Origin of the sequence: Enterobacter sp. KB-280D8 (assembly GCF_041399405.1) — a bacterium.
In the GTDB taxonomy this organism is placed as follows: Bacteria; Pseudomonadota; Gammaproteobacteria; order Enterobacterales; family Enterobacteriaceae; genus Enterobacter; species Enterobacter cloacae_N.
In genome coordinates this window covers 602,731-617,735 of record NZ_JBGKEC010000001.1, presented here as the reverse complement: position 1 = coordinate 617,735, position 15,005 = coordinate 602,731, and the positions used below count along the sequence as shown (strand labels likewise).

Here is a 15,005-nt window from a genome sequence, read left to right as displayed (position 1 = left end):
TTGTACAAACAAGGTTTAGAACTGGTAGGTCAGACCCAGCGCAACGATGTTGTCGGTACCGATACCTGCCTGGCGAGTGAACTGGTTATCGTCCAGCAGGTTGATTTTGTAATCCACGTAGGTGGACATGTTTTTGTTAAAATAGTAGGTCGTGCCAACATCGATGTATTTAACCAGATCCTGGTCGCCGAAGTTCTCGATGTCTTTACCTTTAGACTGCAGGTAAGCAATGGATGGACGCAGGCCAAAGTCGAACTGGTACTGAGCAACAACTTCGAAGTTTTGCGCCTTGTTTGCGAAACCGTAAATGTCGCTGCGGTTGCCGTTAGAGGTACCGAAGCGGGTCGCGTTGTAGGTCTGAGAGTACTGCGCGGCAAGGTAGATATTGTTCGCGTCGTACTTCACGCCGCCGCTGTACACTTCAGCGCGGTCGCCCTCACCGTATACGCCAGCCGCATTCTGGTCAGCGGTACGTTTGGAGGAGGACATTGCCCCCCCAACGCTGAAGCCTTCACCCAGATCGTAAGTCAGGGATGCGCCGTAGCCGTCGCCGTTCTGGTTCAGCAGGCTGCGGCCGTTGGTGTTTTCACCGCTTACGCTGCCGTTTTTACCCTGGTACTGCAGGGCAAAGTTCAGGCCGTCAACCAGACCGAAGAAGTCCTGGTTACGGTATGTTGCTACGCCGTTTGCACGAGACTGCAGGAAGTTGTCTGCGCCGTAGGTGTCTCCGCCGAATTCTGGCAGAACGTCGGTCCAGGAGGTCACGTCGTAAATCACGCCGTAGTTACGACCGTAATCGAATGAACCGGCTTCAGCGAACTTCAGACCTGCGAAGGCCACACGGGTCCAGGACTGGTTGTCGCCTTCATCTTTGTTACCCTGAATCTGGTATTCCCACTGGCCGTAACCGGAAAGCTGGTCGTTAACCTGGGTTTCACCCTTGAAGCCGATACGCATGTAGGTTTTATCACCGTCTGCGCCAGCGTCATCAGAGAAATAGTGCAGACCTGTCACTTTACCGTACAGATCCAGCTTGTTACCGTCTTTGTTATAAATTTCAGCTGCGTTTACAACGCCTGCTGCCAACATGGAAGTGACTGCCACTGCAACTAATTTAAGTTTCATCTTAAATATTCCTTATAATTTTTTTCAGTATTTCCTGAACCATTGCGAGCAATTTCTATACGAGGCTGTTCGACAACGGCGTGCTATTTTTAAAAATCTTGTCGCTGCCTTTCAATAATAAGTTTCAAAATATGAGTAATAATTTCATTTAGTGTGATCGAGATCGGGTTAATGACGCCATGATAATTTGAGATGGCGAATATTTAATCGGCGTGGATTTATTTTTAAACGGTTCCGGAGGCGTGGACCATTGCATTTCTTACTATTAAGGACGGTAATATTCGCAGGGAAGTAGTTACGCGCAGGTGTCAGGTTATGTCAATTTAAGGTGTGTGGCATTTACGAAAGGATGATAATATAAACAGAACCTAAACGATCTCACTAATGTTCAGATTAATATTTTCTGGTGCGATCACATATTAAATTTATGTTAATTTTCTGCCGGGTTTAATCACACCCGGCAGAAATCCGGACGCTATTTCCGTGTGGCGTACCAGCAGAGCAATGACCCGGCGCAGACCATCAGCGCACCCTGCCAGAACGAGAAAGAGAGGGGAGAACTCAGCAGCACGGCAGCAAGCGCGGCAGAGAGAACGGGAGTAAAATAGGACACGGCAGCCAGCACCGTAACGTTACCGTGCAGAATGCCAATATTCCATGCGGCATAGCCAAACCCAAGCGCGATACCGCACATAACGAGCTTCACGATAACCGGAAAACTGAACACCATTTCCGGCTGATCGCTCAGAGAATATTTCACCCAAAGGCTGAGCGCAGTTAACAAAACAAAGAGGGTAATACCGTTTTGGCCTCTGGCAAATTTAGCGGTTACCGTGCAGTAAGCGGCCCAGATAAATCCCCCCGCAAAGGCCAGCGCGTAGCTGAGCGGGTTCGAGACGATATTGCGGGTTATTTCATCAATATGTAACCCTTGCTCACCGCCTAATACCCAACACACGCCGAGCAGCGCGATAGCTAACCCGGGAATGACCCACAGCGTTGATTTCTGTCCGTTGAATAAAATAGCAAAGACGATCGTCAGGCTCGGCCAGAGATAATTTACCATACCGACTTCAATGGCCTGCGCTCGCGTGGCGGCATAGCCTAACGACAGCGCCAGGCAAATTTCGTAACTGACAAACAGTACGCTGCCTGCAATAAGATACCCGGGAGAAAAACGTTTAATATCAGGAAATCCTACCGTCACCAGGCAAAGCAATCCACTGAGTGTATATATCATCGCCGCGCCGCCGACCGGCCCAAGCCCTTCACTCACGCTGCGAATCAGGCCCACCATGGTGCTCCACAACAGTATTGCCGCCAGTCCTGTGAGCGTTGCTCTCTTTCTGTCCATTACGTCTTCATCGCTAAAAAAACAAAGGAAAAATGTATCGCATTAATCCTGACCCTGTCGCGAATTATTCTCTCAGGCGTTTAACCCTAAAGGATTATTCAAACGCGGCAGCGGTGACTATTAAGGGGGCGAAGTCAGGCGACCTTGATTTGACGCAAAAAAAACAGGGACTTTGCTGTTAGTTTGCGGCGCGAAGTCTTATCAGATAACGAGGACAACAATGGACGTCAGCCGCAGACAATTTTTCAAAATCTGCGCGGGCGGTATGGCCGGAACCACAGCCGCAATGCTGGGATTTGCTCCCAAAATGGCGCTGGCTCAGGCACGCAACTATAAGCTGCTGCGTGCGAAAGAGATCCGTAACACCTGCACATACTGCTCCGTGGGTTGTGGGCTATTGATGTATAGCCTGGGCGATGGCGCGAAGAACGCCAGAGAAGCGATTTACCATATTGAAGGGGATCCGGATCATCCGGTGAGCCGCGGGGCACTCTGCCCGAAAGGGGCGGGGCTGCTGGACTATGTCCACAGCGAAAACCGCCTGCGCTACCCGGAATACCGCGCGCCGGGCTCCGACAAATGGCAGCGTATCTCCTGGGATGAGGCTTTCTCCCGTATTGCAAAACTGATGAAAGCCGACCGTGACGCCAACTTTATTGAAAAGAACGAGCAGGGCGTAACGGTCAACCGCTGGCTCTCTACCGGGATGCTGTGCGCATCTGCGGCAAGCAATGAAACCGGCATGCTGACACAAAAATTTGTGCGCTCTCTCGGCATGCTGGCGGTAGACAACCAGGCACGCGTCTGACACGGACCAACGGTAGCAAGTCTTGCTCCAACATTTGGTCGCGGTGCGATGACCAACCACTGGGTTGATATCAAAAACGCTAACGTCGTGGTGGTGATGGGCGGTAATGCCGCTGAAGCCCATCCGGTGGGGTTCCGCTGGGCGATGGAAGCGAAAAACAACAACGATGCGACGCTTATCGTCGTCGATCCGCGCTTTACGCGTACAGCATCTGTGGCCGATATCTATGCGCCGATTCGCTCCGGTACGGACATTACGTTCCTGTCCGGCGTGCTGCTGTACCTGATCGAAAACAACAAAATCAACGCGGAATACGTTAAGCACTACACCAACGCGAACCTGCTGGTGCGGGATGATTTTGCCTTTGATGACGGGCTGTTCAGCGGCTATGACGCTGAAAAACGCCAGTACGACAAGTCCTCGTGGAACTATCAGTTCGACGAAAACGGCTATGCGATGCGGGATGAAACCCTGACGCATCCGCGCTGCGTGTGGAACCTGCTGAAGCAGCACGTTTCCCGCTATACGCCGGACGTGGTGGAGAACATCTGCGGCACACCGAAAGCGGACTTCCTGAAGGTGTGTGAAGTGCTGGCCTCCACCAGCGCCGCCGACAGAACCACCACGTTCCTGTATGCGCTGGGCTGGACGCAGCACACCGTGGGTGCGCAGAACATCCGCACCATGGCGATGATCCAGCTGCTGCTCGGCAACATGGGGATGGCAGGCGGCGGCGTGAACGCGCTGCGCGGCCACTCTAACATTCAGGGCTTAACCGATCTCGGTCTGCTCTCCACCAGCCTGCCGGGCTACCTGACGCTGCCGTCTGAAAAGCAGGCCGATCTGCAAGCATATCTTGAGGCCAATACGCCAAAAGCGACGCTGCCGGATCAGGTGAACTACTGGAGCAACTATCCGAAGTTCTACGTCAGCCTGATGAAATCCTTCTACGGCGACGCGGCGCAGAAGGAGAACGACTGGGGCTTTGAGTGGTTGCCGAAGTGGGACCAGGCTTACGACGTCATCAAGTATTTCAACATGATGGATAAGGGCAACGTCACGGGCTATATCTGCCAGGGCTTCAACCCGGTGGCCTCCTTCCCGGACAAGAACAAAGTCGTTCGCAGCCTGAGCAAGCTGAAGTACATGGTGGTTATCGATCCGCTGGTGACCGAGACCTCCACCTTCTGGCAGAACCACGGGGAGTCAAACGATGTCGATCCGGCGTCGATTCAGACCGAAGTGTTCCGCCTGCCATCTACCTGCTTTGCGGAAGAGGACGGCTCTATTGCCAACTCCGGCCGATGGCTGCAGTGGCACTGGAAAGGGCAGGACGCGCCGGGCGAAGCGCGTAACGACGGCGAAATCCTGGCTGGCATTTACCATCGCCTGCGCGAAATGTACCGCACTGAAGGCGGCAAAGGCGCTGAGCCGCTGCTGAAGATGAGCTGGCACTACAAGCAGCCGGATCGTCCTGAGTCTGAGGAAGTCGCGAAAGAGAACAACGGCGTGGCGCTGGCAGATCTCTACGACGCCAACGGCAACCTGGTGGCGAAGAAAGGCCAGTTGCTGAACAGCTTCGCGCTGCTGCGTGACGACGGTACCACGGCATCATCCTGCTGGATCTACACCGGCAGCTGGACGGAGCAGGGTAACCAGATGGCGAACCGCGACAACGCTGACCCGTCAGGCCTGGGCAACACGCTGGGCTGGGCTTGGGCATGGCCGCTGAACCGTCGCGTGCTGTACAACCGTGCCTCCGCCGACGTGAACGGCAAGCCGTGGGATCCGAAACGGATGCTGATCCAGTGGAACGGGACGAAGTGGACGGGGAACGACATCCCGGACTACAACACCGCCGCTCCAGGCAGCAACACCGGGCCGTTTATCATGCAGCCGGAAGGTCTGGGACGCCTGTTCGCCCTCAACAAGCTGGCGGAAGGGCCGTTCCCGGAACACTACGAGCCGATGGAAACGCCGCTCGGCACTAACCCGCTGCACCCGAACGTGGTCTCCAGCCCGGTGGTGCGGATCTACGAAGAGGACGTGCTGCGCTTAGGTAAAAAGGACAAATTCCCGTATGTCGGAACGACCTATCGCCTGACCGAGCATTTCCATACCTGGACCAAGCACGCGCGGCTTAACGCTATCGCGCAGCCGGAACAGTTTGTGGAGATCAGCGAAACGCTGGCGAAGGCGAAAGGCATTGCCAACGGCGACCGTGTGAAGGTGAGCAGCAAGCGCGGCTTTATTCGCGCGGTGGCGGTGGTCACCCGTCGTTTGCAAAGTCTGAATGTGCACGGCCAGCAGGTAGAAACTGTCGGTATCCCGCTGCACTGGGGCTTTGAGGGCGTTGCGCAAAAAGGCTACATCGCCAACACCCTGACGCCAAACGTCGGCGATTCCAACTCGCAAACGCCGGAGTACAAAGCGTTTCTGGTCAACATCGAGAAAGCGTAAGGAGCGATTAAATGGCGATGGAAACACAAGACATTATTAAACGCTCCGCGACCAACCCGATCACCCCCGCGCCCCGCGCGCGGGACTATAAGGCAGAGGTCGCCAAGCTTATCGATGTCTCCTCCTGCGTGGGCTGTAAAGCCTGCCAGGTGGCCTGTTCGGAGTGGAACGATATCCGCGACGAGGTGGGGCACTGCGTCGGGGTCTACGATAATCCGGCGGATCTGAGCGCCAAATCCTGGACGGTGATGCGCTTTAGCGAAACCGACCAGAACGGCAGGCTGGAGTGGCTCATCCGCAAATACGGCTGCATGCATTGTGAAGATCCGGGCTGCCTGAAGGCGTGCCCGTCTGCCGGCGCGATTATTCAGTACGCCAACGGGATCGTCGACTTCCAGCAGGACAACTGCATCGGCTGCGGGTACTGCATCGCGGGCTGTCCGTTTAATGTCCCGCGCCTCAATAAAGAGGATAACCGGGTATATAAATGCACCCTGTGCGTGGACCGCGTCAGCGTCGGGCAGGAGCCTGCCTGCGTCAAGACCTGTCCCACTGGTGCTATCCACTTCGGCACCAAAAAAGAGATGCTGGACGTGGCGCAAGAGCGGGTGGAAAAGCTGAAAGCGCGCGGCTACGACAAGGCGGGCATTTACAACCCGCAGGGCGTGGGCGGCACGCACGTAATGTACGTGCTCCACCATAACGATCAGCCGGAGCTGTATCATAATCTGCCGAAAGATCCGGCGATCGATACCTCCATCAACCTGTGGAAAGGGGCGCTTAAACCGCTCTCTGCGGCGGGCTTTATCGCCACCTTTGCGGGGCTGATTTATCACTACATCGGTATCGGGCCAAACAAAGAGGTGGATGACGACGAGGAGGAGCACCATGAGTAAGTCGAAAATGATTGTGCGCACAAAGTTTATCGACCGCGCCTGTCACTGGACGGTGGTGATCTGCTTCTTCCTGGTGGCGGTGTCGGGGATTTCGTTCTTCTTCCCGACGCTACAGTGGCTGACCGAGACCTTCGGTACGCCGCAAATGGGGCGCATTCTGCACCCGTTCTTCGGCGTGCTGATTTTCGTGGTGCTGATGTTTATGTTCGTGCGCTTTGTCCACCATAACATCCCGGACAAGCAGGATATCCCGTGGCTGAAAGGTATCGTCGAAGTCCTGAAGGGCAACGAGCATAAAGTCGCGAAGGTGGGCAAATACAACGCCGGACAGAAGATGATGTTCTGGACCATCATGAGCATGATTTTTGTGCTGCTGGTGACCGGCGTAATTATCTGGCGTCCGTATTTTGCCCAGTATTTCCCCATTCAGGTAATTCGCTACGCGCTGCTGATCCACGCCACGTCGGCCATCATTCTGATCCACGCCATCCTGATCCATATGTATATGGCGTTCTGGGTAAAAGGGTCGATTAAAGGCATGATTGAAGGGAAGGTGAGCCGCCGCTGGGCGCAGAAACACCATCCGCGCTGGTATCGTGATGTGGAACGTCTGGAAGCGAAACAGGAAAGTACGGAAGGGATCAAGTAAGACCTGCGCCGTCGGCTTTGCCCGGCGGCGCTGCGCTTGCACGGGCCTACCCCTGCTATATCAGAACCGCTCTTCCACATACCGGAACGGATATTTTGTGGGTTTAACTTTACCAATTTTACGTTTCGGTAAATCCACCTTGTCTACGTGTATTTCTTTATAGGGGATTTGCGTCAGCAGGTGCGAAATAATATTCAGGCGCACGCGTTTTTTATCTTCTGAACGGGCCACAAACCACGGCGCCCAGGCGGTATCGGTGGCTTCAAACATGGCGTCGCGGGCGAGGGTATACTCGTCCCACAGGTTAAAAGATTTAATGTCCATGGGGGACAGCTTCCAGATTTTGCGCCCATCGTTGATGCGGTCGCGCAGGCGGCGCTCCTGCTCTTTTGGCGTCACCTCCAGCCAGTATTTCAGCAGGATAATGCCGGCATCGACCATCGCTTTTTCCATGACCGGCGTGCCGTCCAGAAATTTCTCCACCTGTTCTTCGGTACAGAATCCCATCACGCGCTCGACGCCCGCGCGGTTATACCAGCTGCGGTCGAAGATGACGATTTCGCCCGCTGAGGGCAGATGCGGAACGTAGCGCTGGAAGTAGAGCTGGCTTTTTTCTTTATCGGTAGGCGCGGGAAGCGCGACGACGCGAAAGACGCGCGGGCTGACGCGCTCGGTAATCGCTTTGATGGTGCCGCCTTTACCGGCGCCGTCGCGCCCCTCAAAAACGATACACACCTTCAGTCCTTTGGCGACAACCCACTGCTGGAGTTTGACCAGTTCGACGTGCAGGCGGCGTAGCTCTTTTTCATATTCTTTAGTCTTTAGCGGAGCACTCTTTACGACTTCAACAGCGACAGGGGCTTTCTTTTTACTTCCCATAATTGTCATCCTCTGGTTGTCCGGCACGGGAAAAACGAGGCCGCACTACAAAGTGTAATCCACCTGAATTAATGGATTAATGTGTCAGCCAGCTGATTTGAACTGGCTCACCATACAAGATTGTTCAATAATGCCCGTCGCGAGTTTTTAACCTGTGGTTGCGGTATGAAAAAGACAATTTTTTCGCTGGCGCTTGGCACGTTTGGCCTGGGAATGGCTGAATTTGGCATTATGGGCGTGCTAACCGAGCTGGCGCATGACACCGGCATTTCGATTCCCTCCGCCGGGAATATGATCTCGTTTTATGCTTTCGGTGTGGTGGTTGGCGCCCCGATTGTGGCGCTGTTTTCAGGCAAGTTCTCCTTAAAAACCACGCTGCTGTTTCTGGTGGCGATGTGCGCTGTAGGCAATGCCCTGTTTACGTTTTCTACGTCGTATTTCTGGCTGGCGCTGGGGCGGCTGATTTCCGGTTTTCCGCACGGGGCCATTTTTGGCGTCGGGGCGATAATCCTCTCCAAAATTGCGCCACCGGGTAAGGTGACGGTCGCGGTGGCCGGGATGATCGCCGGTATGACCGTAGCCAACCTGGTGGGCGTGCCGCTGGGGACCTGGCTGGGGCACGCCTTTAACTGGCGCTATACCTTTTTCCTGATTGCGGTGTTCGACGCGCTGGTGATCCTCTCAGTTCTGCTCTGGGTGCCGGACATCCGCGACACGTCAGAAATCAAATTGACCGAGCAGTTCAAATTTCTGAGGAAACCTGAACCCTGGCTGATTTTTGCCGCCACGATGTTTGGTAATGCCGGGGTGTTCGCGTGGTTTAGCTTCGTTAAGCCCTTTATGGTCAATGTTTCCGGCTTTTCGGAAGGGCTGATGACGGTCATCATGATGCTGATGGGGCTTGGCATGGTGTTAGGTAATCTGCTGAGCGGTAAGCTCTCTGGCAGGTTTAGCCCGCTGCGCATTGCGGCGGCTACCGACATGGTGATTGTCGCCTCACTGCTGCTGCTTTTTGCCTTTGGCGAACTGCAAGCGGCCTCGCTGGTCATGGGCTTTATCTGCTGTGCCGGGCTGTTTGCGCTCTCCGCGCCGCTGCAGATCCTGCTGCTGCAAAATGCGAAGGGCGGTGAGATGCTGGGGGCAGCAGGAGGGCAGATGGCGTTTAATCTCGGCAGTGCGATCGGTGCGTACTTCGGCGGGATGATGATTACCCTCGGCTTTAGCTGGCGCTACGTCACGCTGCCAGCGGCAATACTCTCTTTCTCGGCCATGAGCGCGCTGCTGATTTACGGTTACCTGCGGGCGAGACGTGCCCAGGCTAACGCTCGCGCGCTAGCCTGATGGGGTTTACGCAAGCCAGGGTTCACCCAGGGTCAGCATCAGCCGGTTGGCCCAGGCGAAGAACGCGGCGGACTGCACCAGGTCAAGCTGCGCCAGGGTATCCAGCCCCTCTTTTTCCAGCGCGGCGAGGTGTAGCGGCGTGGCGGCAGGCGGCGTGACAGACAGCGCCCCCGCAAAGTTAATTTCCGACTGCCAGCGTGCAGACTGCCCCTCGCTGAGGGACTGCCCCGGCCGCACGGCCAGCAGGGCCTCTACCGCAGCGTCATCCTTTGACAGCTGGCTGGCTTTACGCGCATGGACAGATGCGCAGTAGATGCAGCCGTTAATTTTACTGGCGACCGTTGCGGCCAGCTCGCGCTCGGCGCGCGGCAATCCCCCCGGCGTATAAAAAATTCCTTTATCCGTTAGCGTGCGCTGTTCAAGTACCGGCAGGTTGCGCCCCAGCAGGCGGAAGTAGTCGGAATCGGTATGGCCAAATTTCGCCAGGATGGCAACCTCATCGTCACGGAAGTCCGCCAGCGGTTTGGCCGCTATCCACGGTTCCCATCCCAGCTCCTGCTGGGTGAACGCGACGGGTGCCTCCTTCCCGGTGACCGTGGTTGCGGTCGTGTGCCAGACGCCTGCCGCCACCGACGTTTCGCTTGCCGCGACGGGCCTGTCGTTCAGCAGACGCAGCCCGGCGACGAGTCGGCTCTGGAAGCTCACAAACGCGACGAGCTGTGCCAGGGTAACGATGCCTTCCTTGCTCCACCCGGCCTGGGTCAGCGCCGTTAACGCGGCCGGCGTGGCTTCGACAGGTGAAAACGTCAGCAGGCGCGCGAAGTTCAGCGCCGGGGTCAGGCGGTCCGAGGTGGGGTCGGCCAGTCCAAACCCCGCATAGTGCGCGGCCAGCGCCTCCGCGCTGTGCCACCTGGCGACTTTGGCCGCCACGGCGAAGCGCTCGTCGAGTGCAAAATCATTATCCTGCTGGCTAAACAGAATTTCGTAGCTGCCCTGGGCGTGGCGTGTGGCGGCATCTCGCGTAGCGCGCGCCTCTGCCAGAGGGGAACCGGGTTTAATTTCCGCCAGCTCGGCGAGAATGTCCTGACTTAATGACATAGGTGTCTCCTCAAAGGATGTGGGGGGCAATCTGTTCTGCGATCAGCTCAACGGAGCGCAGCGTGTCGCGGTGCGTGGGTTCGACCGAATGGACCTGGAATGAAATATCCGTTGCGCGCCTGAGAACGGAGTCAGCATTCAGCGAATGCAGGACCGTATCGGGGGAACCGATATGCGCGTCAAACTGGCGGATATAATCGGTGACGGTGTCACCTTTAACTGCGTACCCGGCAGCGCGATGCTGCCGGGCCTGTTTCGTGAGGCCCAGCGTTGCGACCCTGAGTGCATAGTCATCGCTGTCGGCGACGAACGCCGTACGGGAGGCCAGAATACGCGGCGCGATGTCCGCAGGTAGCGCATCGAGGTAGGCATCCACAATCGGGTTCTGGATCGCGTCGAGCGTTAAATCCGGGCGGTCTGCCGGGCGAGGCTGCGTGCGGGAGAGCATTAAACCGTGTCCAGCCCGGGCGGCGCGAACGGCACCGTCAACGGAGAAGGTGGCAATCCAGATACGGTCGGCAAGCTGTGGCGCCGGCGGATAAAGGTGGTTATCAGGATGGGTCAGTGAATCCCCGCGCCAGGCGCTTTGGATCACATGCAAATGGTCCGCAAAGGCCGCGCCGCGATCCTCAAACGTCAGGCCGAACGGCAGAAAGGAGGTCGGTGTTCCGCCCGATCCAAAACCGACTTCAAGACGGCCATCGGCGAGTAAATCGAGCACGGCGGCATCTTCCGCCACGCGCAGCGGGTTTTCCATCGGCAGGGTAATGATGGCCGTGCCCAGCCGGATGGTTTCGGTATGCGCGGCCACGTGCGCCAGAAACAGCAGCGGCGACGGCAGGCCGCCTTCACTTTCATGGAAGTGGTGCTGCGCGATCCAGGCGCTGTCAAAGCCGTGGCGTTCGGCGTGGCGGATCTGTTCGGTTGCCAGACGATAGCGCTCCTTCGGCGTGGCGTCGTCAAGCAGGCGGGTGAAAAATCCCAGGCGTTTTCGCGTCATGCGAACTCCTCCGTAGCGGGTGAAAAATGGGGAATGGCGTCAATCAGCTCGCGGGTATAGTCGTTCTGCGGCGACGCGAATAAGGTTCCGACATCGCCCTGTTCGACCACCTGACCGCTGCGCAGCACCGTGACGCTGTGGGCGATCCGGCGGACGGTGGACAGATCGTGCGTGATGAAGAGGTAGGTCAGTCCCAGCTGCTGCTGCAACTGCTGAAGCAGAGCCAGAATCTGCGCCTGCACGGTGACGTCCAGCGCGGAGGTGGCTTCGTCCAGCACCAGAATGGTCGGCTCCAGGATCAGCGCCCGGGCGATGGCAACGCGCTGACGCTGTCCGCCTGAAAGCTCCCGGGCGGTGCGGCTCAATATATCGACCGGCAGGGCAACCCGCTGTGCCACGGTCTCGACCCGGACTTTGCGCTCCGCCTTACCGAGGCGAGAAAAGTTCTTCAGGGGCTCTTCGATGATGTCAAACAGCGTCTGACGCGGGTCGAGAGAGGCAAACGGGTTCTGGTAAACAAACTGGATCTTCTGGCGCAGCTGGCGGCGGGCCTCGCGGCTGAGCGCGGTGGCATCAATATCGTCAATGATGACCTGCCCGCTGTCGGCCTGTTCAAAACCCAGCAAAATACGGGCGAGGGTGGTTTTCCCGGAGCCGGATTCCCCGACCAGCGCGTGCGTGCTGCCGCGCCTGACGTCAAACGTCACCCGATCCAGCGCCTGAAGCTGATGACCTTTGCCCAGGGAGAATTGTTTGCTGATGGCGCGGGCGCGAATGGCCGGGGACGCGAGCGGGCGGCCGGCCACCGGGGCGATGGTCAGGCGCTGGCCCTGGAGATCGCTCAGCAGCTGGCGGGTGTAGGCGTGCTGCGGCGTGCGTACGATATCGGCGGTGTTGCCTTGCTCCTGAACCTCGCCATAGCGAAAAACCAGCAGCCTGTCGGCGCGCTGCGCGGCCAGCGCCAGATCGTGGGTGACAAACAGAACGGCGGTACCCGATTCCCGGCGCAGGATATCCAGCAGATCGAGAATACGCTTTTGCACCGTCACATCCAGCGCGCTGGTGGGTTCATCGGCAATGATGACGTCCGGGCGCAGGGCAATGGCGATGGCAATCAGCACGCGCTGTTTCATCCCGCCGGAGAGCTGATGGGGATACTGCGTCATGCGCTGTTCGGGGTGGCTCAGGCCGACCTTTGTCAGCAGGGCGAGCACCTGTTCGTCGCGCCGGGCGCGGGTCACTTTCTGGTGTAGCTGAATGATTTCTCCGACCTGAGCGCCGATAGTTTTCACCGGGTTGAGCGAATTACCTGGATCCTGCGGAACCAGGCTAATTCGCGCCCCGCGAAGGGTATCGAGACGCTTAGCGGACCATAGGCTAATCTCTTCGCCGTTGAGCGATATTTTTCCCGCATCGCGCCGGGCGTTGTCGGCCAGCAGACCAATGATCGCCTGTGCCGTGGTCGTTTTGCCGGATCCGGATTCACCGACAAACGCCAGCATTTCCCCTCGCCCGAGCGTGAAGCTGACGTTATGCACCACCTCTCGCCACTGGCGCGCGGTACGGTAGCTGATCGTCAAATTTTCCACTGAGAGAACGGTCATTAGCGACCTCCGCTGAACTGTTGGCTGATACGGTTGGTGGCCAGCACCACGGCGATGACGACGACGCCGGGGAAGGTGGTTAACCACCAGGCGGTAGAGAGATAGTTACGGCCTTCGGCAATCAATAAGCCCCATTCCGGCACGGGTGGCGGGGTGCCGTAGCCGAGAAAGCTCAGCGTGGAAAGCGCCAGGATGGCCTGACCAAACTGCAGTGTGGCAAAGGCGAGGACGGCGGTTAACGCGTTGGGCAGAATGTGTCGCCACAGCACGGCGAAAAACGTCCCGCCGCTGCCAAACGCCGCCTCGACGTAATCCGTATGCCGGATGCGCACCACTTCACCGCGCGCGAGGCGGGCGAAGCTGGCAATGGAGGCAACGCCTACGGCAATCGCGGCGTTAACGGTGCCAAACCCGAGCAGAATAATGACCGTCAGTGAGAGCAGCAGAGACGGGATGGACAGCAGCACGTCGACAAAACGCATCAGGAAAGACTCGACGCGTCCGGCGAACGCCCCGGCAACCACCCCTAAGCCGGTACCCACCACCAGACCCATCGTCACGGCGGCCAGCGCTGCGCTCAGGGAGTGTGAGGCACCGTACACGATGCGCGTGTAAACATCGCGGCCAAGCTGATCGGTGCCGAGCCAGTGTCCCGCCTGCGGCGCCAGGCGTTGTGCCCCGGCGATGCCCTCAATCGGGCTGTAGTGGGTTAACAGGCCGGGCGCCACGGCGGCAAAAGCGGCGAGAATAATCACCCCCCATGCCAGCCACAGTCCCGGTTGCCATTCCACTTCCTGCCACGCTGGAACGCGCTTTCGCGCGGCGGCGGCGTAATCGACCAGGCTCATGAAGCACCTCCGGTAACGGTTTGCAGACGGGGATCCAGCAGCGGCATCAGCAGATCCACCAGCAGATTAATCAGGACAAAACCGAGGGCGGAAATCATCACTACCGCCTGAAGTACGGCGATATCCTGGTTATTCACCGCCTGCTGGGTCAACTGGCCGAGCCCGCTGCGGCCAAAAACGGTTTCGGTGATCAGCGCCCCGGCAATCAGCTCGCCCAGCAGCAGCCCGGCAATGTTCAGGACCGGTAGCAGGGCGTTGCGGGTGACGTGACGCCACAGAACGGCGGTTTCACTCAGCCCTTTGGCCCGGGCAACGGCGACAAACGGCTGCGTTGCCACCTGGTCCAGGCTGCGCATCAGGATTTGCGCCAGCGGGGCGGAGATCGGGATCGCGACGGTGACGATTGGCAGGATCAACCCCTGCAGCGGCGTCGGGTTAATCACCGGGATCAGCCGCAACTGAAATGAAAAGAGCTGGATGAGGGCAATCCCCAGCCAGAACGTGGGTAAGGAGATAAACAGGACCGGCAGCGACTGGAGGGTATTGCTCAGCCAGCGCAGACCCGGCAGACGCGATGCAAAAGCCAGCGCAAACGCCAGCAGGACCGCGAGCACAAACGCGGGCAGGGCAAGACTCAGGGTATCCGGCAGATTGCTGGCAATCAACTCGCTGACCGGCACCCCTGCCTGTAACGAATAGCCGAAATCCCCGCGCAGCATCGCCACCAGCGTGTGGCCGTATTGCTGCCACAGCGGGCTGTCCGCACCGTAGGCCACGCGCATCTCCTCGATTTGCGCCGGGCTTAGGCCCAGGTCCGGGTTCTGAAATTTAATCAGCACCGCGTCGCCCGGCAGCACCTGGAGCAACACGAACGAGAGGGTAAAGGCGGCCCACAGTACCAGCAGCCCGTGCCCAAAGCGTTGAAGAAGTGCGTGGCGCATCG

Annotated in this window: 12 protein-coding genes; 4 read left to right on the top strand and 8 right to left on the bottom strand. The window is 57.8% G+C overall.

Annotated features, from left to right (window positions below; genetic code table 11):
• Positions 1–15: 15 nt before the first annotated feature.
• Entirely contained in the window at positions 16–1,125 is a 1,110-nt protein-coding gene (locus AB8818_RS02990; protein ID WP_061098128.1) for a porin OmpC, read from the bottom strand.
• Positions 1,126–1,600: 475 nt separating this feature from the next.
• A complete protein-coding gene (gene yddG, locus AB8818_RS02985) occupies positions 1,601–2,479 on the bottom strand; it encodes an aromatic amino acid DMT transporter YddG (RefSeq protein WP_192982183.1) in 879 nt (292 codons plus the stop codon).
• Positions 2,480–2,699: 220 nt separating this feature from the next.
• Between yddG and fdnG the strand changes: the two genes are divergently transcribed.
• Genes fdnG through fdnI form a run of 3 tightly spaced genes read left to right on the top strand, consistent with a single transcriptional unit; the run spans position 2,700 to position 7,292 of the window.
• Positions 2,700–5,747 (top strand): formate dehydrogenase-N subunit alpha, encoded by a 3,048-nt coding sequence (gene fdnG, locus AB8818_RS02980; protein WP_166711267.1) that lies wholly within the window; start codon positions 2,700–2,702, stop codon positions 5,745–5,747.
• An 11-nt stretch (positions 5,748–5,758) separates the two neighbouring features.
• Entirely contained in the window at positions 5,759–6,643 is an 885-nt protein-coding gene (fdxH, locus tag AB8818_RS02975) for a formate dehydrogenase subunit beta (RefSeq protein WP_371199755.1), read from the top strand.
• Positions 6,636–7,292 carry a formate dehydrogenase-N subunit gamma gene (fdnI, locus tag AB8818_RS02970; RefSeq protein ID WP_163329508.1) on the top strand — a complete coding sequence of 219 codons (657 nt, stop codon included), beginning with the start codon at positions 6,636–6,638 and terminating at the stop codon, positions 7,290–7,292. Before fdxH ends, fdnI begins: the two co-directional genes overlap by 8 nt.
• 60 nt (positions 7,293–7,352) lie before the next feature.
• Here the strand turns inward: fdnI and ppk2 are convergent, their stop codons facing one another.
• Positions 7,353–8,171, bottom strand: coding sequence for a polyphosphate kinase 2 (gene ppk2, locus AB8818_RS02965; protein ID WP_080329185.1), 819 nt, complete (start codon positions 8,169–8,171; stop codon positions 7,353–7,355).
• Between the two features lie 165 nt (positions 8,172–8,336).
• Between ppk2 and araJ the strand changes: the two genes are divergently transcribed.
• Positions 8,337–9,512: an MFS transporter AraJ gene (gene araJ, locus AB8818_RS02960; RefSeq protein ID WP_116339739.1), complete on the top strand. Its 1,176-nt coding sequence runs from the start codon at positions 8,337–8,339 to the stop codon at positions 9,510–9,512.
• Between the two features lie 6 nt (positions 9,513–9,518).
• Here the strand turns inward: araJ and AB8818_RS02955 are convergent, their stop codons facing one another.
• The 5 genes from AB8818_RS02955 to AB8818_RS02935 are packed head-to-tail and all read right to left on the bottom strand — an operon-like array spanning position 9,519 to position 15,003.
• Complete coding sequence (locus AB8818_RS02955) at positions 9,519–10,610, bottom strand: alkylhydroperoxidase domain protein (RefSeq protein ID WP_192982186.1); 1,092 nt, start codon at positions 10,608–10,610, stop codon at positions 9,519–9,521.
• Positions 10,611–10,620: 10 nt separating this feature from the next.
• The gene (locus AB8818_RS02950; RefSeq protein WP_192982188.1) at positions 10,621–11,610 is read right to left on the bottom strand and encodes a putative FMN-dependent luciferase-like monooxygenase; all 990 of its coding nucleotides are present in this window, start codon (positions 11,608–11,610) and stop codon (positions 10,621–10,623) included.
• The gene (locus AB8818_RS02945) at positions 11,607–13,214 is read right to left on the bottom strand and encodes an ABC transporter ATP-binding protein (RefSeq protein WP_192982191.1); all 1,608 of its coding nucleotides are present in this window, start codon (positions 13,212–13,214) and stop codon (positions 11,607–11,609) included. Before AB8818_RS02945 ends, AB8818_RS02950 begins: the two co-directional genes overlap by 4 nt.
• Positions 13,214–14,062 (bottom strand): ABC transporter permease, encoded by an 849-nt coding sequence (locus AB8818_RS02940; RefSeq protein ID WP_163329503.1) that lies wholly within the window; start codon positions 14,060–14,062, stop codon positions 13,214–13,216. The genes AB8818_RS02945 and AB8818_RS02940 overlap by 1 nt, the downstream gene beginning before the upstream one ends.
• The gene (locus AB8818_RS02935; RefSeq protein WP_192982194.1) at positions 14,059–15,003 is read right to left on the bottom strand and encodes an ABC transporter permease; all 945 of its coding nucleotides are present in this window, start codon (positions 15,001–15,003) and stop codon (positions 14,059–14,061) included. Before AB8818_RS02935 ends, AB8818_RS02940 begins: the two co-directional genes overlap by 4 nt.
• Positions 15,004–15,005 lie beyond the last annotated feature (2 nt).